The organism is Mycobacterium sp. HM-7 (assembly GCF_053852335.1).
The window spans coordinates 5,382,891-5,406,057 of sequence record NZ_CM132657.1 but is presented as its reverse complement, the minus strand read 5'-3'; the positions used below and the strand labels follow the sequence as shown (position 1 = coordinate 5,406,057).

The window sequence follows — 23,167 nt, the reverse complement described above, 5'->3', positions numbered from 1 at the left end:
TCAGACTTTAGGGTGTTCCCCGTCGCCGATCAGCAGTCGCACCGCCAGATCGAGTCGCTTGCTCACATCGGTGGCCGATGCACGGCGGGTCAGCCAGGCCAGCAGGTTCGACAGCCACACATCGGAGATGACGCGGGCGATGTGGTACTGGTCCTCGGTCGGCTCGCCGTCGCTCATGGCACGGGCGAACATCGAGTCCATCAGCTTGCCGACGTGATCAACCTCACCGGCCGCGGACGCGTCGGCGAACACGAAAGCGCGCGTCATGGCCTCGGTCAGCAGCGGATTGCGCTGCATCGACCGGTTCAGCTTGCTGACCATCACATTGAGTCGCTGGTACGGCGTGCCGCCCGTAAGTGAGGCCCGATCGGTCTTGGCGTCGATGCGCTCGAATTCGCGGCCCAGTGCGGACACCAGCAGGTGCACCTTCGACGGGAAGTAGCGGTACAGGGTGCCGACCGCGACGTCGGCGCGTTCTGCCACGGCACGCATCTGAACTGCCTCGTAGCCGCCTTTGGAGGCGATGGCCAAGGTGGCGTCCAGGATGCGCTTACGGCGCTCGCGCTGAGCCTCTGAACCAAGCTCGGATTCGGTGAGTACGGCCATGTTGGTCACCTCCCGCGGGCGAACGGCGGAATCGGACTCGGGTGTTGCTGGCGTCGGCATTCGGCGGTCAGCTCCTTCGGGTAGCGCATTGGGTGAAAACGATACGCAAAGTGATCGGTAATTTCCCACCTCCAGGCGCCCCGGGACACCCAAGTGTCCTGCTGTAATAGCGATCGACTTGACGTCTGATTGCTGTCACCATTAGAACACGTTCTAGTGAGAAGCGTGTTCTTCTCGCCCAAACGCTAGGAGCGCATGGTGTCCATCACTTCCACAACTATCGACTCGGAGCGGGCCGAGGTCCGCGAAATGGTCCGTAGCTGGGCTGTCGCGTCGGGTTCCATCGCCGCGGTCCGGGCTGCCGAGGAGGACGGCGCTGACTCCTGGCGGGGCCCCTATGGCGGTCTGGTCGAACTAGGGACCTTCGGCGTCGCGGTGTCCGAGGACCTCGGCGGCGCCGGTGGCTCCATCGTCGACCTGTGCGTGATGGTCGACGAAGCTGCCGCCGCGCTGGTTCCCGGCCCCGTTGCCACGACCGCCGTGGCAACGCTGGTGATCACCGACGCCACGCTGCTGGACTCGCTGATCTCCGGGCAGCGCACCGCCGGCCTGGCCCTGAGCTCCGATATCGCCTTCGACGGGCAGTCCGCCACCGGCACCGCCAGGTTCGTGCTGGGCGCACTGCCGGACGGCCTGCTGATCCTGCCGGCCGGAGACACCTGGCTCTTGGTCGACGCCGCCGCGGCCGGCGTCACCGTCACGCCGCTCGAAGCCACCGACTTCTCCCGGCCGCTGGCGCGCGTCGAACTGAATGGCGCGGCGGCGACAGTCCTCGACACGCCGGTCGCCGACCTGGCCGTGACCGTGCTGGCCGCCGAGGCCGCGGGTCTGGCCCGCTGGCAGCTGGAGACGGCCGCCGAATACGCCAAGGTGCGTGAGCAGTTCGGCAAGCCGATCGGCAGCTTCCAGGCCGTCAAGCACATGTGCGCCGAGATGCTGCTGCGTTCGCAGCAGGTTGCCGTCGCCGCGAGCGACGTCGCCGAGGCAGCTTCGGAAGCCACTGCAGGCGGTGACACCTCCCAACTCTCCATCGCCGCGGCGGTCGCCGCCGCGGCCGCCATCGACGCCGCGAAACACAATGGCCGCGACTGCATTCAGGTGCTGGGCGGCATCGGCTTCACCTGGGAGCACGACGCGCACCTGTACCTGCGGCGCTCCTATGCGACCTCGCAGATCCTCGGTGGCCACGGCAGCTGGCTGCGCCGGGTGGCCGCGCTGACCCGGTCGGGACTGCGCCGCCAACTGCACGTCGACACGGGTGCCGCCGAGACCATCCGCCCCGAGATCGCCGCTGTGGTGGCCCAGATCGCCGCGCTGCCCGTCGAGAAGCATCAGGCAGCGCTGGCCGAGGCCGGCCTGATGGCGCCGCACTGGCCCGCGCCGTACGGTCGCGGGGCGTCACCGGGTGAGCAGCTGGTGATCGACGACGAACTCAGCGCGGCAAGCGTTGTGCGCCCTGACATTTCGATCGGCTGGTGGGCCGCGCCGACCATCCTCGGCCACGGCACCCCCGAGCAGATCGACCGCTTCATTCCGGGCACGCTCACCGGCGACGTGTACTGGTGCCAGCTGTTCAGCGAGCCCGGCGCGGGCTCGGACCTGGCGGCGCTGCGGACCAAGGCCGTCAAGGTCGACGGTGGCTGGAAGCTGACCGGCCAGAAGGTGTGGACCTCCAACGCGCACCGCGCCAACTGGGGAATCTGCCTGGCCCGCACCAACCCTGACGCACCGAAGCACAAGGGCATCACCTACTTCGTCGTCGACATGAGCTCGCCCGGCATCGACATCCGTCCGCTGCGCGAGATCACCGGCGAGGCACTGTTCAACGAGGTGTTCCTGGACGACCTGTTCGTGCCGGACGACTGCGTCATCGGCCCCGTCGACGGCGGCTGGCCGTTGGCCCGCACCACGCTGGCCAACGAGCGCGTCGCCATGGCCGCCGGTGGCGCACTGGACAAGGGCATGGAGCACCTGCTGGAGGTGCTCGGTGACCGCGAGTTGGACGCTGCCGATGCGGAACGCCTTGGCGCCCTTATCGTTGCGGCCCAGGTGGGTTCGCTGCTGGATCAGCTGACGGCGCAGATGGCCGTCGGCGGGCACGATCCCGGTGCCCCGTCGAGCGTGCGCAAGCTCATCGGCGTGCGCTACCGCCAGACGCTGGCCGAGACGATCATGGACGCCCACGACGGCTCCGGTATCGAGGATTCGCCCGACGTCCGGTACTTCCTCAACACCCGCTGCCTGTCGATCGCCGGTGGTACCGAGCAGATTCTGCTGACGGTGGCCGGCGAGCGCCTGCTGGGCCTCCCGCGCTAGCGGCCCCGGCGGAAGTCCCGCGGGGTCAGGCCGACCCGCTGCCGGAATGTGGTGGCGAAGTGGTTGGGTGTCGAGAACCCAACCGCGGCACTGATTTCGGTGATCGACAGCCGGGTCGAGGACAGTAGGGTCTTCGCGCGGTCGATGCGGCGGTCGAGCAGGAACTGGTACGGCGTCGTGTGGAACGCGGCCCGGAAGGCCTTGATGAACGTCGCCACGGACATCTGGGCAAGGTGCGCAAGCGATTCCAGGTGAATGTCGGATTCCATGCTGGTTTCCAGGAACTCGATGATCGATGCGCGCGCCGACGGCGCCAGGGTGTCTCGCTCGAATTCCGTTGGGGGCGGGGTGATCGTGTAGGTGTCGCGGATCAGCAATCGCAGTGTCTCGCCGGCGGAATCGAGCAGTAGCCGGGCCAGCGCGTCGTCCCGCGTGGCGACGCTGCGTATTTTGGTGACCAGCTGCAGGATCAGCGGATCATGATGTTTGCGCCGGGGGAGCAGCGCTATCTCGCCCAGTGCCTCCTCGGGTATCGAGATCTCGCAGAAGCCGGCCGTGTCACCCGTGACCACCGACGTGCAGCGCACGCCTGCGGGGACCACCCAGGTATCGCCGATGCGCGGCAGCGTGCGGTCGGTCGGACCCCAATTCAGGTTGGTCTCCATCGATCGGAGCTCGCCGTGGCGGTGCACGTAGATCAGGTGGCGGCCGGAGTCCTCACAACACCAGTCGGTGGTGCTCTCGATCCGCTCGGTGGCGAACCGCAGCGTCATGCCGCGACTGTCGACGGACCGCTCGCCGACCACGATGCGTGGTGTCATGGGGCGGTCGTCGTTCCAAGGCTTCAGGACCGGCCTGCGCGCCATGCACAACCTCCTGGTCAGCCGCATTCCTGACCACATCCTGTGCAACACCTGCGAGTGCGTCAATAGCCTGTGGGTAGAAATTAGAACTTGTTGCAGATTTCGAATGTTCCGTTTCGGCTTGGTCACTACCGTCTGCGCGGCCAGAAGTGCTGACCCCCAGAGTCCAAGGAGAACGTATGGCATTCGAGTTGCGCCGATATTCGACGGCGGGAATCGCGGTCGCGACCGCCGGCGTCATCGCCATCAGTCCGGTGACGGTCGCGCCACCCGCCCTTCATCTGCCGGCGCCGACGAGCGTGGTGTCGACGCGGACCGTCGACCTCACCGCATTCGTCAACCCGATCGCGGCGTGGGGCGACGTGTTGAGGACGACTGTCACCGACATCGGGAAACTGGGGCAGATGTATGCCGCCGACCCGTTCCCGATCCTGCGTCAGGTCATTGCGAACCAGGTCGGTTACGCGCAGCAGATCATCTCGATCGGCAACCAGATGGGCAAGGGGCTCACCTTCTGGGTCAACCAACTGCCAGGGCGACTGCAAACCGCTCTTCAGCAATTGGCTTCGGGCCAGTTTGCCGCAGGAGTAGACGGCCTCTACGCCTTGCCGCTTTACGCGCTCGTCGGCGTCATGTTCCCCCTACTGCAGTTCGACATCCCGAAGAAGATCGCCCAGAACGTCACCAATGTCATCGGCAGTCTCAGTTCGGTCGCTACCCAGTTGGCGTTTGGCGCGTTGGGGGTTGCTGGTTCAGCCGAGCAGGCGTTTTCGAACACCGGCCAGCAATTCCTTGATGCGGTGAAGGCCGGTGACGCCGCAACTGCCGTCAGCGCGGTGATCAACTTTCCGGCGACCATGGTCAACGCCGTGCTGAACGGCTATGGGGCGAGCAAAGGTACTGGCGGTATCTTCGGCAGCTACGGCTTTGCCGCAAGTGTCATCACAGCCCTAAAGATGATTGCCGGCGCCATCAAGCCACAGGCTCCGACCGCTCCGGTGGCAGCGACCACGGACGGCGCGGCGGTGGCGACGGCCGTAACTGGCACGGCGACAAAGGCTCTGGCACCGGCCATCAAGCCGGCGGCCACCGCAGCGGTCAAGGCCGGCGATGCCGACAAGGTGTCGGGGAGCCTGGCGAAGTCGAAAGCGTCTGTGAACAAGGAGGATCCGAAGCCTGCGGTTGTGACCGAAGCACCGGAATCGCAGCCGGTGAAGGTCGCGGAGCCGACGAAGGTCGACACGTCCACCCCCGCTGGGGAGCCGGTGTCAGCCGAACCAGCCAAGACCCAATCCGGTGCCAAGCCGGCGGGCGCAACGTCGTCGGACTCCGATTCGGCAGGCAAGGCGGACAAGCCGGTAAAGAGGGCCGAAAAGGCACAGAAGACGCCGAAGACTCCGAAGGTCACGAAGACCGGTAAGCAGGGGAAGGTGGCGTCGTCGACGCATCAGTCAGCCGACGCTGGTTGATGGGGGGCGAGATCGGCGAATTGGTTGCGAAAGCCGCACGGCCAGCGACTATTTCGTCGATCTCGGCTGAGTTCCTCAGCGCCGCATGCGGTGTGCGCCGGCAACGATGGCGTCGTGCAGCGCCACCTCGGCTTCGGATGGCGTGCTCCGCCGGTGCAGCAGAACGAATTCCAGGTGTCCCAGGCTCGGCAGCCGACTGTCCATGATCGGTTGCAGGCCTTGTGGCAGAACCGATTCGGAATGCGCGATGATGCCGAGCCCGGCGAGCGCCGCGGCTTGCAGGCCGAGCAGGCTGTCGCTGACGCACGCGATGCGCCAGCTGCGGCGCTCTCGTTCCAGTTCGCGTAGGGCGATGTGCCGGGTCAGGCTCGGCGGTGGGTACGTCACGATCGGCACCGGGTCGGTGATGTCGGTCAGCCCGGGGCGGCCGGCCCATACGAGGCGATCGCGCCACAACAGTTCGCCGTGTTGCTCGCCGGGCAGCCGTTTGGCCACCATGAGGTCCAATTCGCCTGCGGCCATTCGGGTTTTGAGGTTCTCGCTCAGGCCCACGACCAGTTCCAGGTCGACGCCGGGGTAGGACTGGCGGAACTCGACCAGCACGTCGGAGAGCATCCGGCCGACCAGATCGTCGGAGGCGCCGAGCCGGATCAGGCCTGTGGGTTGGGATTCGGAGAAATAGCGGTCGGCTTTGGCCTGTGCGTCCAGGATGTCGTGCGCGAAGCTCACCATCGCGGCGCCGTCGGCGGTGAGTGCCAGGTTGCGGGTATCGCGCCGGAAGAGCTCGCGGCCGACGGCCTGCTCCAAGCGGGCGACGTGCCCGCTCACCGTGGACTGACGGAGCCCCAGCAGGCGACCGGCCGCGGTGAATCCGCCGGCGCGGTCGACGGCGAGGAAGGTGCGCAGCAGTTCGGGGTCGAACACATTCATCACGATATCCGGTTAGAGATATCGGATCTATCGCCTGGTGCTATGAGTTGGCGAAGCAGTACGTTCTTCCCGTGAACCTGCTCGCCAAGCTCCGCATCGACGGCTTCCTGCTCGGGCTGTTCGCGGCGATGGCCATCGGTGTGCTGCTGCCGGCCCGTGGTGACGCAGGTCAGGCAGTCGAGACGGCGACCAAGGTCGCGATCGCCGTGCTGTTCCTGCTTTACGGCACCCGGCTGGAGCCGCGCGAGGCCCTCGAAGGGCTGAGGCACTGGCGGCTGCACACCACGGTGCTGGCCGCGACCTTCGTGCTGTTCCCGCTGCTCGGGCTGGCCATGAAGGTGTTGGTGCCGACGGTCCTGACCGACGATCTCTACACCGGCATGTTGTATCTGTGCCTGCTGCCCTCGACAGTGCAGTCGTCCATCGCCTTCACCTCGATCGCGCGCGGCAATGTCGCCGCAGCCGTCGTGAGTGCGTCGGCGTCGAACCTGTTGGGCATCTTCCTCACCCCGCTGTTGGTGACCCTGCTCATGACGACCACGGGCGCCGCCACCGTGTCGGCGAACTCGATCCTGGAGATCGTCGTGCAGTTGTTGCTGCCGTTCCTCGCCGGCCAGCTGTTGCGGTCCAAGTTGCACCGGGTGCTGTCGCACACCACGCTCACCAAGGTCGTCGACCGCGGTTCGGTCTACCTCGTCGTGTACGCGGCGTTCAGCGCCGGTATGGCCGAACACATCTGGACAGGTATGAAGATCACCAACGTGCTCGCGGTGATCGGTGTCAGCGTGGTGCTGCTCGCGGTGGTGCTCGGCATCACGGCAGGAGTGGCGCGGCTACTGAAGTTCGATCGCGCCGACCGTATCGTGATCGTCTTCTGCGGATCGAAGAAGAGTCTTGCAACCGGGTTGCCGATGGCGACGGTGCTGTTCGCCGGACATCCGGTGGGCCTGATCGTGTTGCCGCTGATGATCTTTCACCAGATTCAGCTGATCACCTGCGCGACCCTGGCCGCACGTTGGGGGCGCCAGGCCGACGCCGAGACGGAGCGGGAAGCGCTCGCGGTCGCGCAGAGCTGAACCGCTAGCCCCGCAGATATGCGGCAAGCATGTCGACGATCGAATCCTCCAACTGCTGTGCGTCGGCGGGCTGCGCGCAGGCGATGAGGCGGTGGGTGAGCGACTCGATGGTCGCGACCGTCATCCGGGCGGCGAACTTCAGGTCAGGGACTCGAACGTCGGGATGCCGGGCAAGAAGATCTTGTGCGGCCGCGACCGCGATTTCTTCGGCGTCGCGCAGCCGTGCCAGAAGTGCCGGTGACCGGGGCGCCTCCGCGAACAACACTTGATGCAGCTGCGGATCGTCGCGGTGGTTGTCGATGGTCGCGCGCGTGAACAGTCGCAGTTGATCTTCTAATCCGGGCGGCATTCCGGCGGCCAGCCGAGTTGCCAGCAGCGACGCTCCGGCGTCGATGTGGGCATCGGTGAGCGCGGCCAGGATCGCGTCCTTGTTCGGAAAGTACTGGTAGAGCGAGCCGATCGAGATGTCAGCCGCTTCGGCGATGCGATTGGTGGTGCCACCGCGGTAGCCGAAGTCGGCGAAAACGTGAGCAGCAGCATCGAGGATGCGCTGCCGGGTCTCGGCTGAGCGTTGCTGTTTGGGCTGCTTGCGGGCGCGGAACCGGTCTGGTGGTGCCACGGTCACCTCCGCCCGGAAAGCGAGTAGTCACCGGCGCGTGGCCGGTCGATGATCAGGTGACCCTAACTCAAAGGAGCGTCATCGTGAAGACGGTGTACATCGAGTCCGAACTGGCTGCCGACCTGGATCGCGTGTGGCATCTCATGCAGCTGCCTGCGACCTTCCTGTACCTGTGCCGCGGCCTGTTCGGGGTGCCGGCGCTCGCGAACCGCACCGAGCCGCTGCAGGTCGGGGAGCGAGGGACGGGCTGGCTCATGGCTTTTCACGTGTTCCCCGCCTACCGGCACACCATCGAGGTGTTGTCGGTCGACGAGGCCGCGCACACCATTCGCACCCACGAATACGGCGGACGTATCAGGTCGTGGAATCACACGCTGCATGCCGTGCCGGCCGGCCAAGGGCGCTGCCGGTACGCCGACACCATCGAGATCGATGCCGGGTGGTTCACCGGTCTGGTCGCGCTTGGTGCGGCCGGCATCTTCCGCTACCGGCATCGCCGGTGGCACAAGCTGATTCGGTCACAGTCGGAGCGTCAGACGCCGAAAACCCGGGCCGCATTCCCGCCGAGGTAGAGGTCGCGCGTCTCGGCATCGAGGTTCAGCTCGTCAAGCCGTTCCAGGCACCGCTGCGCGGACAACATCGGCCAGTTGGTGCCGAAAAGCACTCGGGTACGGCCGGATCCGCGCATGTAGTCCACCAGTGCCGAGGGCAGACGATGCGCGGCGTAGGCCGAGGTATCGATGTAGAAGTTCGGAAACTTCTTGGCCAGGAACAGCACTTCGTCGATCCAGGGTGCTCCGACGTGGCCACCGATGACCACGAGTTCCGGAAACTCGAGCAGGACCGTCTCCAGGTAGGGGATCGGCCGGCCGGGCTCGGACGGGCACAGTGGGCCGGTGTGCCCGACCTGTGTGCAGAACGGGACGCCGAGCTCGACGCAGGCCTGCAGCAGCGGATAGTAGCGCCGGTCATTGGGCGGCAGGTTCCACAGCCATGGGACGACGCGCAGTGCCACCATCCCCAGATCGGTTACCGCACGGCGTAATTCGCGGACCGCCTCGACCGGGCGGGTGAGGTCCACGGACGCGACGCCGGCAAACCGGTCCGGGTACGCGCGCACATGTTCCGCCGTCTCGTCGTTGTCGATCAGGGCGCCATGGGGCCCAACCCATGCGCACAACAACGACTTCTCGACGCCGGCGTCGTCCATTGCTTTCAACGTCACGTCGATGGGTAGCGCCGGCAGGTCTTCTTGGCGGGTCCAGCGCAGCAGCGGCCGCAGCCACGGCTGACGCATGAACAACTCGTTCGGCTGCTGGGACCACGCGTCGATCACTCGTGTCATCACCCAATTACTTCACTAGTGAAGTAATAATGCAAGGGTGAGTTCGAAGCACAGTTCGCCGGCGGGCAGACGGCGCGCGTATTTCCAGTTGCAGACCGCCGCACAGCGGCTGCGCACCACAGCGGACCGGTTGTTCATGGATGAGGCCGGCATCTCCACCGCACAGGCCGCCGCGCTGACGCTCATCGCGAGCAATGCCGGGTGCCGCCAGTCGCTCATCGCGGCGCAACTCGGCCAGCGGGAGTCGGCGGTGACCGCGATGGTCGGGCGCTTGGAGGCGGCGGGATTCGTCGAGCGCAGGGCCAGCCGGAGCGACGGCCGCGCGTGGGCGCTGTGGCCGACCGAATCCGGCACCGACGCACTTCGGCGATTGGACGCCGCGCTGGCTACCGTCAACGGCTACATCGACGAGGCGATAGGAGCCGACCAGGTCGACAACGTCGTCGATGCGTTGCAACGGCTCAGTGGTCTGCTCGACGCGTCCGAAGGCCGAAAGTGAAGTAGTTGCTGACGAATTCGCGTTCGGCGACTCAGAAGTTGGTGGTGGCGCAGGCCGTCGGCGTGGTGAGGTTCACCCCTGGGTAGGTGACCTGTATGTCGGCGCAGGCGATGAAGTTCGACTGCGTCCGGGGCCTGCCGGTGGACACGTCGAGCGGCAGTGAGGTGCCGTCGACCATGAACTCTTCGAACGTGCCACCGCCGTTGAACGTGACCGAGACCAAAGCGCTGTTCTGCGACTTGAGCTGCCGCGAGTTCACCGGACCGTTCCAGGAGCCGCGGTTGATGGGCGGGGCGCCGGTCGGCGCGCTGTACGAGACATCCTGGTACACCAGGCGATCCGAGCTGCGCAGCGTGATGTTCTCGCGCGCCCAGGTGTTCGGCGGCAGCGGCACCGGATTGCCCCCGACCACCAGGTTGGCGGCGGTGTTGAAGGTGCACGCGCCGCCCGAGCACTGCGCCGTCACGTGAATCTGAATCTTGGTGCCGTCGTCGACGGGCACGAAGGCGTCGGCCGAATTGACTGCGGCCACAGCCGTCGCCGGGGACATCAGCGCGGTCGCGGTCAGCACAGCGGCGGCGCTTGCCGCAGTAACCCGGTGCACAGTCACTTTCACGTTCAAGAACGTAATCCCTTCGCTACTCGTCGTACGTGACTTCGACGGAATCCGTCTTCGGCACCGCTTGGCACCCGAGGATGAGGCCCTCTTCGAGGTCGGACGGCTCCAACACGTCGTTGATCGCCATGTCGACATCGCCCTTCTTCATCAACACCGCGCAGGCCCCGCAGTGGCCCTCGCGGCAGGAGAACGGCGCGTCCAGTCCCTTGTCGAGCAGCACGTCGAGCAGTACGGCATTGCGCGGCCAGCGCAGCTCGTGCGTCTTGCCGTCGAGCGTGACGATTGCGGTGGCCGGGCCCTCATCGCTGTCATCTTCGGCGAGTACAACAGCGGCGAACGGGTCGGAGTCCAGTGACTGGAACACCTCGAGATGAACATTGCTCTTGTCGGCGCCGGACTTGAGCAGGGCCTCTTCGGTGGCGGCCATGAACGGCGCCGGGCCACAGATGAAGGCCTCGCGCTCGGCGTAGGGCGCCAGCTGGGTGGCCAGGATGGTCGGGTTGGGGAGCCCCTGCACCGACTCCAGCCAATGCACGACCGACAGCCGGTCTGGGTACAGCGAGGTCAGCTCGCGCAGTGCCTTGCCGAAGATCACCGACTTCTCGTCGCGGTTGGCGTAGAACAGCGTCACCTTGCCGGTGCCCTCGGACAGCGCGGACTTGAGGATCGACAGCATCGGGGTGATGCCGCTACCGCCGGCCAGCAAGATGAAGTCGGCATCGAGGTTCTTGGGGACGAACGTGCCGGACGGTGCCAGCACGTGCATCCGCATGCCGACGTGCGCGTTGTCGCACAGCCAGTTCGACGCGTAGCCGTCCGCGGTGCGCTTGACCGCGACGGTCAGCGCTTCGTCGGCGTACGGCGAGCTGCACAGCGAGTAGCAGCGGGCCACCGATCCGGTGCGGGTGCTCGGGACCCGCAGGGTCAGGAACTGGCCGGGGGCGTACTTCAGTCGCTCCGGCGGGATGTCGCTGCCTTCTGGCGTCTTGAACACCAACACACGTGAGTCGTTGGTCTCGGCGACGACGTCGGCCACCACAAGTTCCAGTACGTGGCTGCCCAGCGGCTCGTCCACAACCATCACCCTTCGTTCGAACCGGTCTTCTGACCGGTAACTAGAACAGGTTACAAAAGTGCAGTTATGCGGGTCTACCTGCTGCAGTACCGCCGTGCTCGACACAAATCGTAACGTGTTCTAATCTTCTGTCTAGACGACCACTCCCCGGGAGGCAATCCGTGACGTCAATTGAACAACTCGACGTGCAGGCCGTGCTGGCCGGTATCGACGACCTGCTGCCGGTGCTGCGCGAACGCGCACAGCTGACCGAGGACCTGCGCCAGGTGCCGCAGGAGTCTATCGACAGTCTGAACGAGATCGGCTTCTTCAAACTGCTGCAGCCCGCCCAGTGGGATGGCCTCCAGGCTGACCCGACGGTGTTCTACGAGGCGGTCCGTCGCATTGCCAGCGCCTGCGGTTCCACCGGCTGGGTCGCATCGATCATCGGCGTGCACAACTGGCACCTGGCGCTGTTCGATCAGCAGGCCCAGGAAGACGTGTGGGGCGAAGACTCGACCGTCCGCATCTCCTCGTCGTACGCCCCGATGGGCGCGGGCGTCGTGACCGAGACGGGCGACGGCTACATCGTCAACGGCGCATGGAACTGGTCCTCCGGCTCGGAGCACGCCACCTGGGCATTCCTCGGCGGCCCGGTGATCAAGGACGGCCGTCCGGTCGACTTCGGCAGCTTCCTGATCCCGCGCACCGAGTACACGATCGACGACGTCTGGAACGTGGTCGGCCTGCGCGGTACCGGCAGCAACACGATCGTCGTCAAGGACGTGTTCGTGCCGCGGCACCGCTTCCTGTCCTACAAGTCGATGAACGACGGCACCGCCGGCGGTTACCAGACCAACACCGCCCCGGTCTACAAGATGCCGTGGGGCACCGTGCATCCCACGACCATCTCGGCGCCGATCGTCGGTATGGCCTACGGCGCCTATGAGGCGCATGTCGAGCACCAGGGCAAGCGTGTCCGCGCCGCGTTCGCCGGTGAGAAGTCCAAGGACGACCCCTTCGCCAAGGTCCGCATCGCGGAGGCCGCCAGCGACATCGACGCCGCATGGCGCCAGCTGGTCGGCAACGTCGGTGACGAGTACGCCCTGCTGGTCGCCGGCAAGGAGATCCCGTTCGAGCTGCGGGCCCGCGCTCGTCGTGACCAGGTGCGCGCCACCGGTCGGGCCATCGCGTCCGTCGACCGCCTGTTCGAGGCGGCCGGCGCGACCGCGCTGGCGAACGGCACTCCGCTGCAGCGCTTCTGGCGTGACGCGCACGCCGGCCGCGTGCACGCCGCCAACGAGCCCGAGCGCGCTTACCTGATCTTCGGTAACAACGAATTCGGTCTGCCGCCCGCAGACACCATGGTCTAAGGGGATATCGCTCAATGACGGTCATCAAGGCCCTCGGCTACATGCGCATCGAGGCCACCGACATGGCGGCCTGGCGCGAGTTCGGGCTCAAGGTGCTCGGCATGATGGAGGGCGAGGGCACCAACCCTGACGCCCTCTACCTGCGGATGGACGACGTCGCTGCGCGCCTGGTCATCGTGCCCGGTGAGCAGGACCGGCTACTGGCGTCGGGCTGGGAGGTCGCCGACGCGCCTGCCCTCGAGCAGCTGAAGGAAACCCTGAGCGCCCACGGCGTCGCCTTCAAGGAAGGCACCAAGGACGAGCTGCTCGACCGCAAGGTCGAGGGCATGATCAGCTTCCAGGACCCGGCCGACAACACCCTCGAGGTGTACTACGGCATCCAGTACCTGGGTCGTCGGTTCGTCAGCCCCTACGGCCACAAGTTCGTCACCGCCGAGCAGGGCCTCGGCCATGTCGTGCTCACCTGCAACGACGACGCCGCGGCGCAGGCGTTCTACCAGGACGTGCTGGGCTTCCGGCTGCGCGACTCGATGCGGCTGCCTCCGCAGCTCGCGGGCCGCCCCGCCGATGGCGACCCGGTGTGGCTGCGCTTCTACGGCTGCAACCCGCGCCACCATGCGCTGGCGTTCATGCCCATGCCCAACCCGACGGGCATCGTGCACCTGATGGTCGAGGTGGAGAACTCCGACGACGTCGGCCTCTGCCTGGATCGCGCCAACCGCAAGAAGGTCAAGATGTCGGCCACGCTGGGCCGGCACATCAACGACAAGATGCTGTCCTTCTACATGAAGACGCCGGGTGGCTTCGACATGGAATTCGGTTGCGAGGGACTCGAAGTCGAGGACGAGAGCTGGATCGCCCGCGAGAGCGTCGGCATCAGCCTCTGGGGCCACGACTTCAGCGTCGGGTTCAAGTAGGCTCGCGCGGCATGACTCAGACCCCGCAGATCGACCCCCGCACATTCCGAAATGTGCTCGGGCAGTTCTGTACCGGCATCACCGTCATCACCACCGTGAATGACGGTGTGCCGGTCGGTTTCGCCTGCCAGTCGTTCGCTGCCTTGTCGCTGGATCCACCGCTGGTCCTCTTCTGCCCGACGAAGCACTCGCGGGCGTGGAAGGCCATCGAAGCCAGCGGCAAGTTCTGCGTCAACATGCTGCACGAGAACCAGCAGCACGTCTCGGCGCAGTTCGGCTCGAAGGCCGAAGACAAGTTCGCCGGCATCGATTGGAGCCCTTCGGAATTGGGCTCCCCGGTGCTCGGCGGCACGCTGGCGCACATCGACTGCACGGTGCATTCCGTGCACGACGGCGGCGACCATTTCGTCGTGTTCGGTGCGGTGCAATCGATGTCTGAGCCACCGGCCATCAAGCCTCGTCCGCTGCTGTTCTACCGCGGCGAGTACACCGGCATCGAGCCGGACAAGAACACCCCGGCGCAATGGCGCGATGATCTGGAATCGTTCTTGACCACGACAACCGAGGACACCTGGCTATAGTCGCGCCATGAGCGCGCCGATCCGGACCGGATTGCGGCGGGTTGTCCTGGCCTCCATGGCCGGCACCGTCGTGGAGTGGTACGAGTTCTTCCTGTATGGCACCGCTGCCACGATCGTGTTCAGCAAGGTGTTCTTCGGCCAGAGCGGCGGTGATCTCGACGCGATCTTCGCGGCCTTCGTCACCTACGCGGTGGGCTTCGTCGCCCGCCCGCTGGGCGGCGTGGTGTTCGGCCATTTCGGGGACAAGTTCGGCCGGAAGACGCTGCTGCAGTTCTCGCTGCTGCTGGTCGGTTCGGCCACTTTCCTGATGGGCTGCCTACCGACCTTTGGTCAGATCGGCTACTGGGCGCCGGCCCTACTGGTGGTGCTGCGGTTCATTCAGGGCTTCGCGGTCGGCGGCGAGTGGGGTGGCGCGGTGCTCCTGGTCGCCGAGCACAGTCCCGCGCCGAGCCGCGGATTCTGGTCCAGCTGGCCGCAGGCCGGGGTGCCGGTGGGCAACATCCTGGCGACCGTCGTGCTCCTCACGCTGACCGGGACGTTGCCCGAGTCGGAGTTCCTGTCCTGGGGCTGGCGGGTGGCATTCTGGCTGTCCGCGGTGGTGGTGCTGGTCGGCTACTACATCCGGACCAAGGTGACCGATGCCCCGATTTTCGTTGCGGCACAAGAAGAAGCCGAGCGGGTGAAGGCGACGTCGCTGAGCGTCATCGAGGTGCTCCGGTACTACCCGGGCAAAGTGCTGACGGCGATGGGCCTGCGGTTCGCCGAGAACATCATGTACTACCTGGTGGTGACGTTCTCGATCACGTACCTGAAAGTGCATGCGGGCGTGAGCACTTCGTTGATCCTGTGGTATCTGCTGGTGGCGCACGCGGTGCACCTGGTGGCAATCCCGTTGGTGGGCAGGCTCTCCGACCGCATCGGCCGCCGGCCGGTGTACCTGATCGGGACGCTGCTCACCGCAGTCTGGGGTTTCGTCGCGTTCCCGATGATGGACAGCAAGCACTATTTCGCCATCATGGCGGCCATTACCGCCGGCCTGGTGGCGCATGCATTCATGTACGCCCCGCAGCCGGCGTTGATGTCCGAGATGTTCCCGACCCGGATGCGGTATTCCGGTGTGTCCCTTGGCTATCAGGTGACGGCCATCTTCGCCGGCTCCCTCGCGCCGATCATCGCGGTGCGGCTGCTGAAGGACTACCACTCGTCGGTGCCGATCGCGATCTATCTGGCCGGGGCCTGCGTCGTGACGCTGGTCGCGTTGGCGTTCGCGCGCGAGACCAAGGGGATCGACCTGGCCGAGCTGGACCGGGCTGACCGCGAGCGGGCCCTGGGAGTGCCCCGTCCTTGACGGTTCGGGCGACGAGTGTGACAAGCAAATGCATTGTCGGCGTTGACATTGCACTGAGGGCCACAAAGTTCGAGTAACGAAGACCCTGGGCGCAGCATCAACGCGCGGCCGACGGGAAAACCTCGACTACGACTCGTCCCGCATCGCGGCTTCCCACAGGCCGCGACCGAGCTCCGACAGTTGCAACGCGAGCTTCTCCACACGTGCCGGGAAGGGGCCGCGGGAGGCGTCCTTGATGGCCTTCAACACCATCGATTCCGCGCTGAGGATTTCGTAGTCGGCCTTGAGGTTCGGGTCCTCGGGCACGGTCTCGACCAGTCCCAGTGCCAACAGGTGGCTGACGTACTGCGGCACCATCTGCGGCAGCGCGACGTTGGCGGTGCGGCCGATGAGGCAGGCGTTCTCCAGGGTCGGGGCGGTGCGGTTCCGGCGGTAGATGTTCACCAGCGGAGACGACTCGTTGTCGGACAGCGCGCCGATGATCCGGGCCTCGTCGGCCACCAGTTGATCGAGCAGCCGGTGGTAGAGCTCGGTGCGACCATCGGAGGTGCTCTGATCCAGGGCACGGTCGAGCAGGCCGCCGAGCTTGCCGTGAAGGGACTGCGCGGCGGGCTGCTTCTGCGGCGCCGGAGCCGGCGTCCGCTCGGGGGCCATCTCGATGGCTTCGATGCTGGTTTTGGTCGCGATCGCGATCTGCTCGCCGCCCCAGGCAGCCAGCTTGAACCCAAATTTCGCGACCCCGAGGGCGCGGTTGGCCAGGCCGAGCGGGTCGAATCGCTTCGGGATCGCCAAGCCTCCGCGCGGCGTCGAGATCGCGATGGCGATCTCACCGATGGGCGTGGACAGCTTGATGCCGTGCCGTTCGAGGCCCTCGCGGTTCACCGGTAAGTCGTCGGTAACTTCCGGTTCTGGGTTGTCGGTTTCCTGGGACATTGCGGACCGATGGTACCGGTCTGCAGCTCGTTCTCACCGGTTGTGTGGCAAACGCCTCAGCGGCCTGCGACGGGCACCTTCAGTACGCGGCGAGCCAGGGGCCGAGGCGGCGCAATGCTTCTTCGATGTCGGACTTCGGCCCGGCGAACGACAACCGCACGAACGATCCGCCGTGCTGGGTGTCGAAGTCCACGCCCGGCGCGATCGCCAGGCCGGTGTCGGCCAGGAGCTTCTCGCAGAACGTCAGCGAGTCGGTGGAGTACTTCGAGATGTCGGCGTAGACGTAGAAGGCGCCGTCGGCGGGCGCCAGCTTGTCGAGCCCGACCTCGGCCAGCCCGGCGAGCAGCAATGCCCGGTTCTCGGCATAGTGGTGCACCAGGGCGTCGGCTTCGGCGATGGCCTCCGGCGTGAACGCCGCGACGGCCGCGTACTGCGGCAGTGTCGGCGGGCAGATGGAGAAGTTGCCGGTCAGGCAATCGACGGCTCGGCGCAGCGGCTCGGGCACCAGCAGCCAGCCCAGCCGCCAGCCGGTCATGGCGAAGTACTTCGAAAAGCTGTTCACCACAATGGCGTTGCGCGAGGTCTCCCAGGCGCAGCTGGTCGCGGGTGCGTCGTCGTAGATGAGGCCGTGGTACAGCTCGTCACTGATCAACTGGATGGAATTGTCGTCGCACCAGGTCGCGATGGCGGCCAGATCCTCGGCCGGCAGCACGGTGCCCGTCGGGTTGTTCGGGCTGGCGATGATCAGACCCTTCACCGGCGGGTCGAGCTGTTCCAACATGGAAATGGTTGGGTGGAAACGGGTTTCGGGGCCGCACGGGATTTCGACCACCTCGCAGCCCAACGCCGACAGGATGTTGCGGTAGCAGGGGTAGCCGGGGCTGGCGACCGCGACGCGATCGCCGACGTCGAAGCACGACAGGAACGCCAGCAGGAAGCCGCCGGTCGATCCGGTGGTGATGACGACCGCGTCGGGTTCGACCTCGACGCCGTATCGGTCGAGGTACGACTTGGCGATGGCCTCACGCAGCTCGGGAATGCCCAGCGCGACGGTGTAGCCGAGGTTGTCGTTGGCCAGCGCCTCGGCGGCGGCGGCCCGGATGGGCGCCGGTGCCTGTGCGGCGGGTTGGCCCGCCGACAGGTTCACCAGGTCGCCGTGGCTGCGCTGGCGCTCGGCCGCGGCCAGCCACACGTCCATCACATAGAACGGCGGAATGCCTGCACGCAGCGCTACCGGGTTGGTCATGCTTTCGACGCTAGAGGACGGTACGTCAGAGCAGAACTTCGGCTTCGAGACGACGCAGGTGCTCCCGCGACGACCCGAGCAGCTGGGCACTGCCGTGCGCGCGCTTGAAGTAGAACTGGATGTCGCTCTCCCACGTGATCGCGATGCCGCCGTGCATCTGGATCGCCTCGCCGGCAACGGCATTGAACGCCTCGGTGGCCATGTAGCGGGCCAGCGACGCATTCGTGGGCGTCGGGTCGGCGATGGCGTCGTTGACGATCGACCGGGCGGCCGAGACCTTGACGTACATGTCCGACATCCGGTGCTTGAGCGCCTGGAAGCTGCCGATCGCACGGCCGAACTGCACGCGGTCCTTGGAGTAGGCCACGGTCAGGTCCAGGCAGCGGCTCGCGGCGGCGACCTGCTCGACGGCCATCAGGATGGCGGCGGTGTCGGCGAGGCCCGGGTCGGTGCCGAGAGTAGTGGTGCTGCCCGCTGTGACAGCGGCGAGCCGGCGGGTCGGGTCCATCGCGGTGGCCGGCGTGACGGTGTTGTCGGTCCAGCGGGTCAGCTGGCCGTCCTGCGCCGCGATAACGACGTCGGCGACGTCGCCGTTGATGACGTAGCCGGCGTCGAAAACGACTGTGCCGATGGACGTTCCCTCGGCCAGGCCCTCCAGCGGCTCTTCGTCGCCGACGGCGAGCAGCGCGAGTTCGGCCAGCGTGGTGCCGAGCAGCGGCGTCGGGACCAGGTTCTTGGCCAGCTCTTCGAGAACGACTGCGGCGTCGCCCAATTCGCCGCCGGCGCCGCCGAGTTCCTCGGGCACGACCAGCGCCGCGGCGCCGACCTGCTCGCACAGCATCTGCCAGAGCTTCTCGTCGTAGCCCTTCTCGGACCCGATGGCGGCCCGGACGGCCTCAGGGCCCGCGTGCTTCTCGACCAGCGCCGCGACGGTGGCGCGCAGCATCTCCCGTTCTTCGCTCATGCTCACAGCCCTTCCAGTACGCGGGTCCGGTGCCACGCCGAGTCGCCCCACGCCGAGCGCAGCGCCTGCGTGCGCAGCAGCAACAGGGAGAGGTCGTGTTCCTGGGTGAAACCGATGGCGCCGTGCGTCTGCAGCGACGACCGAGCCGCCAGTAGTGCGGCTTCGTTCGCGGCGACCTTGGCGGCGCTGACGTCACGGGCCAGCGTGGGTGAGCCGTCAGCCAGGGCAAGTGCCGCGCCGTACAGCAGCGGGCGGGCCAGCTCGACGGCGATGTGCACGTCGGCCAGCTTGTGCTTGATGGCCTGGTAGGAACCGATCACGGTGCCGAACTGGGTGCGCTGCTTGGCGTAGGCGACAGCCATGTCGAGCATCGCCTGGCCGGCGCCGACCAGCTGCGCCGCGGTGGCCAGCGCGCCGAACTCGAAAGCCTTTGCAGTGTCGGCCGATTGGGCCTCACCGGTGGCGGTCACGTCGAACAGGTGGCGGGCCGGGTCGACGGACTGGTGCTCGGCACCGATGACGGCGTCCTGCACCTGGCCATCACCCGCCAGCAGGATCAGGCCGGCGGTGTCGGCGTCGACGGCCCGCGGGGCCAACGGCGGCAGGGCGACGGTGGCGATGAGCTCACCGGAGGCCAGGCCTTCCGAACGCTTATCTGATGCCAGCAACACCGGCGCGACCGCGATCGACTCGGTGACCGGTCCGGGCACGGCCCAGTAGCCCAGACGCTCAAGGGCGACAACCAGATCCACCGGGTGTGCGCCGATGCCGTCGAACTCTTCCGGCACGTTCAGCGCGGTGACGCCGAGATCGGCCAGGGTCGACCAGACCTTGCGGCCGGGAGCGGCGTCGGCCGCCTTCTCGACCCCGCCCCACGCCCGAACGGCGGCGGGCACATCTGCCGCGCCCAGCGCGGCGTCGATGCTCGCAGCGAAATCGCGCTGCGATTCGTCCAATTCAAAGAACACGTGAACAATCCCTCTTATTTGCGGGGCAGGCCCAGCAGGCGCTCGGCGATGATGTTGCGCTGAATTTCGTTGGTACCGGCGTAGATCGGGCCGCCAAGGGCGAACAACAATCCTTCGGTCCAGTGGTCGTACAGCTCGGCGTCGGCGCCGCGCAGGTCCAGTGCGGTCTGGTGCAGCGCGACGTCCAGGTCGGACCAGAACACCTTGGTCACCGAGGACTCGGCGCCCAGTTCGCCGCCGTTGGCCAGCCGGGTGACGGTGCCGAAGGTGTGCAGGCGGTAGGCCTGAGCCTTGATCCAGGCGTCGGCGACACGCTCGGCGTACGCCGGGTTCTGGTCGACCTTCCATTGCGCGACAAGGCGTTCGGCCGGGGCCACGAAGCGGGCCGGGCTACGCAGCGACATGCCACGCTCGTTGCTCGACGTGCTCATGGCGGCGGTCCAGCCGCCATGCACCTGACCGATGACGTCCTCGTCGGGGACGAACACGTCGTCGAGGAAGATCTCACCGAAACCGGTCTCACCGCCCAGCTGGGCGATGGGGCGGACCGTGATGCCCTCGGCCTTGAGGTCGAACATGAAGTAGGTGAGACCCTTGTGGCGCTGCGCCTCCGGGTCGGAACGGAACAAGCCGAAACCGCGCTCCCCGAACGGGGCCCGCGAGCTCCAGATCTTCTGGCCGTTGAGCTTCCAGCCGCCGTCGACCTTGGTCGCGGTCGACCGCAGGGAGGCCAGGTCGCTGCCGGACTCGGGCTCGGACCAGGCCTGGGCCCAGATCTCTTCGCCGGAGGCCATTTTCGGCAGCACGCGCTGCATCTGCTCCGGTGTGCCGTGTGCGAACAACGTCGGCGCCAGCATCGCGGTGCCATTGGCGGAGGCCCGCCCGGGTGCGCCGGCTTTGAAGTACTCCTCCTCGTACACCACCCACTGCAGCATGGTGGCGTCGCGGCCGCCGTACTCCTTGGGCCACGCGATGACCGACAGGCCGGCGTCGAAAAGCACCTTGTCCCAGACGCGGTGCTGCTCGAAGCCCTCGAGCGTGTCATACGACTTGGTGGGGAACTTGTCCTTGTTGGCCGCCAAGAAGTCGCGGACCTCGGCCCGGAATTCCTCGGTTTCGTCGTCGAATGTCAGATCCATTTACCGACTCGTCTCTCCGTTTGTCTTTCCCGTCGCTTCGCTCGCCCTGGAAGTCTTTCCCGTCGCTTCGCTCGCCCTGAGCGCAGGTTTGACCACTTTGCCTCCAGGGTTACGTGGCAGCGTCTCGAGGAACGCCACCGACCGCGGTGTCTTGAAATTAGCCAAATGTTCTTTGGTGTAGGTCTGCGGTGGGGTCTGCCGACCGGGCTGCTGGGTGCCGTCGGACCCACTCATCGGAACTCCCTCTAACAAAGCAAGTGCTTGGTAGGTTAGCCTACAAGGGTGATAGAGGTCCAGACGTTCCGGGCTGAGGTCCGGCAATGGCTCGCAGACAATCTCGTCGGTGAATTCGCAGCTCTCAAGGGCCTTGGTGGCCCCGGTCGTGAGCACGAGGCTTATGAAGAACGACGTGCGTGGAACCAGCATCTGGCTGCGGCGGGGCTGACCTGCCTGGGCTGGCCGGAGGAGCATGGTGGCCGCGGCCTGTCGGTCGCGCACCGCGTCGCCTTCTATGAGGAGTACGCCAAGGCGGACGCCCCGGACAAGGTCAACCACCTCGGTGAGGAACTGCTCGGGCCGACGCTCATCGCGTACGGCACCGAGGAGCAGAAGAAGCGCTTCCTGCCGAACATTCTCAACGTCACCGAGCTGTGGGCCCAGGGTTACTCCGAGCCCGGCGCCGGCAGTGACCTGGCCAACGTCTCGACGTCGGCCGAGCTCGATGCGGAGGGTGAACAGTGGCACATTAATGGCCAGAAGGTGTGGACCTCGCTGGCGCACTGGGCACAGTGGTGCTTTGTGGTGGCCCGCTCCGAGAAGGGCTCCAAGCGCCACCACGGCCTGTCGTATCTGTTGGTGCCGCTGGACCAGCCGGGCGTCGAGATCCGTCCGATCGTCCAGTTGACCGGTGACTCCGAGTTCAACGAAGTGTTCTTCGACGACGCGCGTACCGAGGCGTCGCTCGTGGTCGGCGAGCCCGGACAGGGCTGGGGCGTCGCGATGGCGACGCTGACCTTCGAGCGCGGCGTTTCCACACTGGGACAGCAGATCCGCTACAAGCGTGAGCTTGAGGGCCTGATCGGCGTGGCCAAGACCACCGGCGCCATCGACGACCCGCTGATCCGGCACAGGCTGACCGAATCCTGGACCGGCCTGCAGGCCATGCGGTCCTACGCGATGGCCACCATGGACGTCGAGCAGCCGGGCCAGGACAACGTGTCAAAGCTGTTGTGGGCCAACTGGCATCGTGAACTCGGCGAGATCGCCATGGAGATTCAGGGCATGGCCGGTCTGACGCTGCCGGGTGGCGAGTTCGACGAGTGGCAGCGCCTGTTCCTGTTCTCGCGTTCGGACACCATCTACGGCGGCTCCAACGAAATTCAGCGCAACATCATCGCCGAGCGCGTGCTCGGCCTACCGCGAGAGGCCAAGGGCTGATGGAACTTTCAGTTGCTCCCACCGAGGTTGAGGGCCACGGCCTGCTGAAGGGCAAGGTCGTCCTCGTGACAGCCGCCGCCGGCACCGGCATCGGCTCGTCCACCGCCCGCCGGGCACTGATGGAGGGCGCCGACGTCGTGGTGTCCGACTACCACGAGCGGCGCCTGAACGAGACCCGCGACCAGCTGGCCGCACTCGGGCTGGGCAAGGTCGAGGCCGTCGTCTGCGACGTGACCTCCACCGAGGCCGTCGACGCTCTGATCACCGCGGCCGTCGAGAAGATGGGTCGGCTGGACGTGCTGGTCAACAATGCCGGCCTGGGCGGTGAGACCCCGCTGGTCGACATGACCGACGACGAGTGGGACCGCGTTCTGAACGTCACCCTGAACTCGGTGATGCGCGCGACCCGCGCCGCACTGCGCTACTTCCGCGGCGTTGAGCACGGCGGCGTGATCGTCAACAACGCCAGTGTCCTGGGCTGGCGGGCGCAGCACTCGCAGTCGCACTACGCCGCGGCCAAGGCCGGCGTCATGGCGCTGACCCGTTGCAGCGCAATCGAAGCCGTCGAGTACGGAGTCCGCATCAATGCCGTGTCTCCGAGCATCGCGCGGCACAAGTTCCTGGAGAAGTCCGCGTCGTCAGAGCTGCTGGATCGGCTGTCCTCGGACGAGGCCTTCGGCCGCGCCGCCGAGCCGTGGGAGATCGCGTCGACCATCGCCTTCCTGGCCAGCGACTACTCCAGCTACCTGACCGGCGAGATCATTTCGGTGTCGAGCCAGCGGGCGTAGTTTTCATCAGGCCTCGA

At 66.5% G+C, this 23,167-nt stretch carries 23 protein-coding genes and 1 pseudogene; 11 read left to right on the top strand and 13 right to left on the bottom strand.

Annotated features, from left to right (window positions below):
- Positions 1-606, bottom strand: a complete 606-nt coding sequence (gene kstR, locus ACWW1C_RS26135; RefSeq protein ID WP_346416108.1) for a cholesterol catabolism transcriptional regulator KstR — start codon at positions 604-606, stop codon at positions 1-3.
- 255 nt (positions 607-861) lie between these two features.
- Between kstR and ACWW1C_RS26130 the strand changes: the two genes are divergently transcribed.
- Complete coding sequence (locus tag ACWW1C_RS26130; protein WP_455980967.1) at positions 862-2,982, top strand: acyl-CoA dehydrogenase; 2,121 nt, start codon at positions 862-864, stop codon at positions 2,980-2,982.
- Here the strand turns inward: ACWW1C_RS26130 and ACWW1C_RS26125 are convergent.
- On the bottom strand, positions 2,979-3,848 hold the full coding sequence (locus ACWW1C_RS26125) for a helix-turn-helix transcriptional regulator (RefSeq protein ID WP_455980966.1): 870 nt from the start codon (positions 3,846-3,848) through the stop codon (positions 2,979-2,981). The genes ACWW1C_RS26130 and ACWW1C_RS26125 overlap by 4 nt on opposite strands.
- Before the next feature lie 401 nt (positions 3,849-4,249).
- Between ACWW1C_RS26125 and ACWW1C_RS26120 the strand changes: the two genes are divergently transcribed.
- Positions 4,250-5,314, top strand: coding sequence for a hypothetical protein (locus ACWW1C_RS26120; RefSeq protein ID WP_455980965.1), 1,065 nt, complete (start codon positions 4,250-4,252; stop codon positions 5,312-5,314).
- A 75-nt stretch (positions 5,315-5,389) separates the two neighbouring features.
- On the opposite strand, the gene ACWW1C_RS26115 is transcribed toward ACWW1C_RS26120, so the two are convergent.
- Positions 5,390-6,244 carry a LysR family transcriptional regulator gene (locus tag ACWW1C_RS26115; RefSeq protein WP_455980964.1) on the bottom strand — a complete coding sequence of 285 codons (855 nt, stop codon included), beginning with the start codon at positions 6,242-6,244 and terminating at the stop codon, positions 5,390-5,392.
- Positions 6,245-6,315: 71 nt separating this feature from the next.
- Here ACWW1C_RS26115 and ACWW1C_RS26110 point away from each other — a divergent pair, with 71 nt between their 5' ends.
- On the top strand, positions 6,316-7,320 hold the full coding sequence (locus ACWW1C_RS26110) for a bile acid:sodium symporter family protein (protein WP_455980963.1): 1,005 nt from the start codon (positions 6,316-6,318) through the stop codon (positions 7,318-7,320).
- A gap of 4 nt (positions 7,321-7,324) precedes the next feature.
- Here the strand turns inward: ACWW1C_RS26110 and ACWW1C_RS26105 are convergent, their stop codons facing one another.
- The gene (locus tag ACWW1C_RS26105) at positions 7,325-7,939 is read right to left on the bottom strand and encodes a TetR/AcrR family transcriptional regulator (RefSeq protein ID WP_455980962.1); all 615 of its coding nucleotides are present in this window, start codon (positions 7,937-7,939) and stop codon (positions 7,325-7,327) included.
- Positions 7,940-8,022: 83 nt separating this feature from the next.
- On the opposite strand from ACWW1C_RS26105, the gene ACWW1C_RS26100 reads away from it, so the two are divergent.
- Positions 8,023-8,511 carry a hypothetical protein gene (locus ACWW1C_RS26100; protein WP_455980961.1) on the top strand — a complete coding sequence of 163 codons (489 nt, stop codon included), beginning with the start codon at positions 8,023-8,025 and terminating at the stop codon, positions 8,509-8,511.
- On the opposite strand, the gene ACWW1C_RS26095 is transcribed toward ACWW1C_RS26100, so the two are convergent.
- On the bottom strand, positions 8,472-9,284 hold the full coding sequence (locus ACWW1C_RS26095) for an amidohydrolase family protein (RefSeq protein ID WP_455980960.1): 813 nt from the start codon (positions 9,282-9,284) through the stop codon (positions 8,472-8,474). The two genes, ACWW1C_RS26100 and ACWW1C_RS26095, sit on opposite strands and share 40 nt — an antisense overlap.
- Before the next feature lie 37 nt (positions 9,285-9,321).
- Between ACWW1C_RS26095 and ACWW1C_RS26090 the strand changes: the two genes are divergently transcribed.
- Positions 9,322-9,783, top strand: coding sequence for a MarR family winged helix-turn-helix transcriptional regulator (locus ACWW1C_RS26090; protein ID WP_455980959.1), 462 nt, complete (start codon positions 9,322-9,324; stop codon positions 9,781-9,783).
- A 31-nt stretch (positions 9,784-9,814) separates the two neighbouring features.
- Here ACWW1C_RS26090 and ACWW1C_RS26085 read toward each other — a convergent pair whose 3' ends face one another.
- Together ACWW1C_RS26085 and ACWW1C_RS26080 are read right to left on the bottom strand one after the other, a co-directional pair.
- A complete protein-coding gene (locus ACWW1C_RS26085; RefSeq protein ID WP_455980958.1) occupies positions 9,815-10,399 on the bottom strand; it encodes a hypothetical protein in 585 nt (194 codons plus the stop codon).
- A 22-nt stretch (positions 10,400-10,421) separates the two neighbouring features.
- A complete protein-coding gene (locus tag ACWW1C_RS26080; protein ID WP_455980957.1) occupies positions 10,422-11,483 on the bottom strand; it encodes a 2Fe-2S iron-sulfur cluster-binding protein in 1,062 nt (353 codons plus the stop codon).
- 155 nt (positions 11,484-11,638) lie between these two features.
- Here ACWW1C_RS26080 and hsaA point away from each other — a divergent pair, with 155 nt between their 5' ends.
- Genes hsaA through ACWW1C_RS26060 form a run of 4 tightly spaced genes read left to right on the top strand, consistent with a single transcriptional unit; the run spans position 11,639 to position 15,675 of the window.
- Positions 11,639-12,829 carry a 3-hydroxy-9,10-secoandrosta-1,3,5(10)-triene-9,17-dione monooxygenase oxygenase subunit gene (gene hsaA / locus ACWW1C_RS26075; protein ID WP_455980956.1) on the top strand — a complete coding sequence of 397 codons (1,191 nt, stop codon included), beginning with the start codon at positions 11,639-11,641 and terminating at the stop codon, positions 12,827-12,829.
- Positions 12,830-12,843: 14 nt separating this feature from the next.
- Positions 12,844-13,746 (top strand): iron-dependent extradiol dioxygenase HsaC, encoded by a 903-nt coding sequence (hsaC, locus tag ACWW1C_RS26070; protein WP_455980955.1) that lies wholly within the window; start codon positions 12,844-12,846, stop codon positions 13,744-13,746.
- A gap of 11 nt (positions 13,747-13,757) precedes the next feature.
- Positions 13,758-14,327, top strand: coding sequence for a 3-hydroxy-9,10-secoandrosta-1,3,5(10)-triene-9,17-dione monooxygenase reductase subunit (gene hsaB, locus ACWW1C_RS26065; RefSeq protein ID WP_455980954.1), 570 nt, complete (start codon positions 13,758-13,760; stop codon positions 14,325-14,327).
- A gap of 7 nt (positions 14,328-14,334) precedes the next feature.
- Positions 14,335-15,675, top strand: a complete 1,341-nt coding sequence (locus ACWW1C_RS26060) for an MFS transporter (RefSeq protein WP_455980953.1) — start codon at positions 14,335-14,337, stop codon at positions 15,673-15,675.
- Positions 15,676-15,801: 126 nt separating this feature from the next.
- Here the strand turns inward: ACWW1C_RS26060 and ACWW1C_RS26055 are convergent, their stop codons facing one another.
- The 6 genes and pseudogenes from ACWW1C_RS26055 to ACWW1C_RS26030 all read right to left on the bottom strand — a co-directional run.
- Entirely contained in the window at positions 15,802-16,608 is an 807-nt protein-coding gene (locus tag ACWW1C_RS26055; protein WP_455980952.1) for an Abi-alpha family protein, read from the bottom strand.
- A 79-nt stretch (positions 16,609-16,687) separates the two neighbouring features.
- Complete coding sequence (locus ACWW1C_RS26050) at positions 16,688-17,854, bottom strand: pyridoxal phosphate-dependent aminotransferase (protein WP_455980951.1); 1,167 nt, start codon at positions 17,852-17,854, stop codon at positions 16,688-16,690.
- Between the two features lie 25 nt (positions 17,855-17,879).
- Positions 17,880-18,818 (bottom strand): acyl-CoA dehydrogenase IpdE2, encoded by a 939-nt coding sequence (gene ipdE2, locus ACWW1C_RS26045; protein ID WP_455980950.1) that lies wholly within the window; start codon positions 18,816-18,818, stop codon positions 17,880-17,882.
- Between the two features lie 2 nt (positions 18,819-18,820).
- Positions 18,821-19,786: an acyl-CoA dehydrogenase family protein gene (locus ACWW1C_RS26040; RefSeq protein WP_455980949.1), complete on the bottom strand. Its 966-nt coding sequence runs from the start codon at positions 19,784-19,786 to the stop codon at positions 18,821-18,823.
- A gap of 14 nt (positions 19,787-19,800) precedes the next feature.
- Complete coding sequence (locus tag ACWW1C_RS26035; RefSeq protein WP_455980948.1) at positions 19,801-20,925, bottom strand: acyl-CoA dehydrogenase family protein; 1,125 nt, start codon at positions 20,923-20,925, stop codon at positions 19,801-19,803.
- Positions 20,926-21,105: pseudogene (locus tag ACWW1C_RS26030) on the bottom strand (hypothetical protein); the annotation flags it as partial.
- A gap of 102 nt (positions 21,106-21,207) precedes the next feature.
- On the opposite strand from ACWW1C_RS26030, the gene ipdE1 reads away from it, so the two are divergent.
- Both ipdE1 and ipdF read left to right on the top strand, forming a co-directional pair.
- Positions 21,208-22,362, top strand: coding sequence for an acyl-CoA dehydrogenase IpdE1 (ipdE1, locus tag ACWW1C_RS26025; protein WP_455980947.1), 1,155 nt, complete (start codon positions 21,208-21,210; stop codon positions 22,360-22,362).
- Positions 22,362-23,150: a (5R,7aS)-5-hydroxy-7a-methyl-1-oxo-2,3,5,6,7,7a-hexahydro-1H-indene-carboxyl-CoA reductase gene (gene ipdF / locus ACWW1C_RS26020; protein ID WP_455980946.1), complete on the top strand. Its 789-nt coding sequence runs from the start codon at positions 22,362-22,364 to the stop codon at positions 23,148-23,150. The genes ipdE1 and ipdF overlap by 1 nt, the downstream gene beginning before the upstream one ends.
- Positions 23,151-23,167 lie beyond the last annotated feature (17 nt).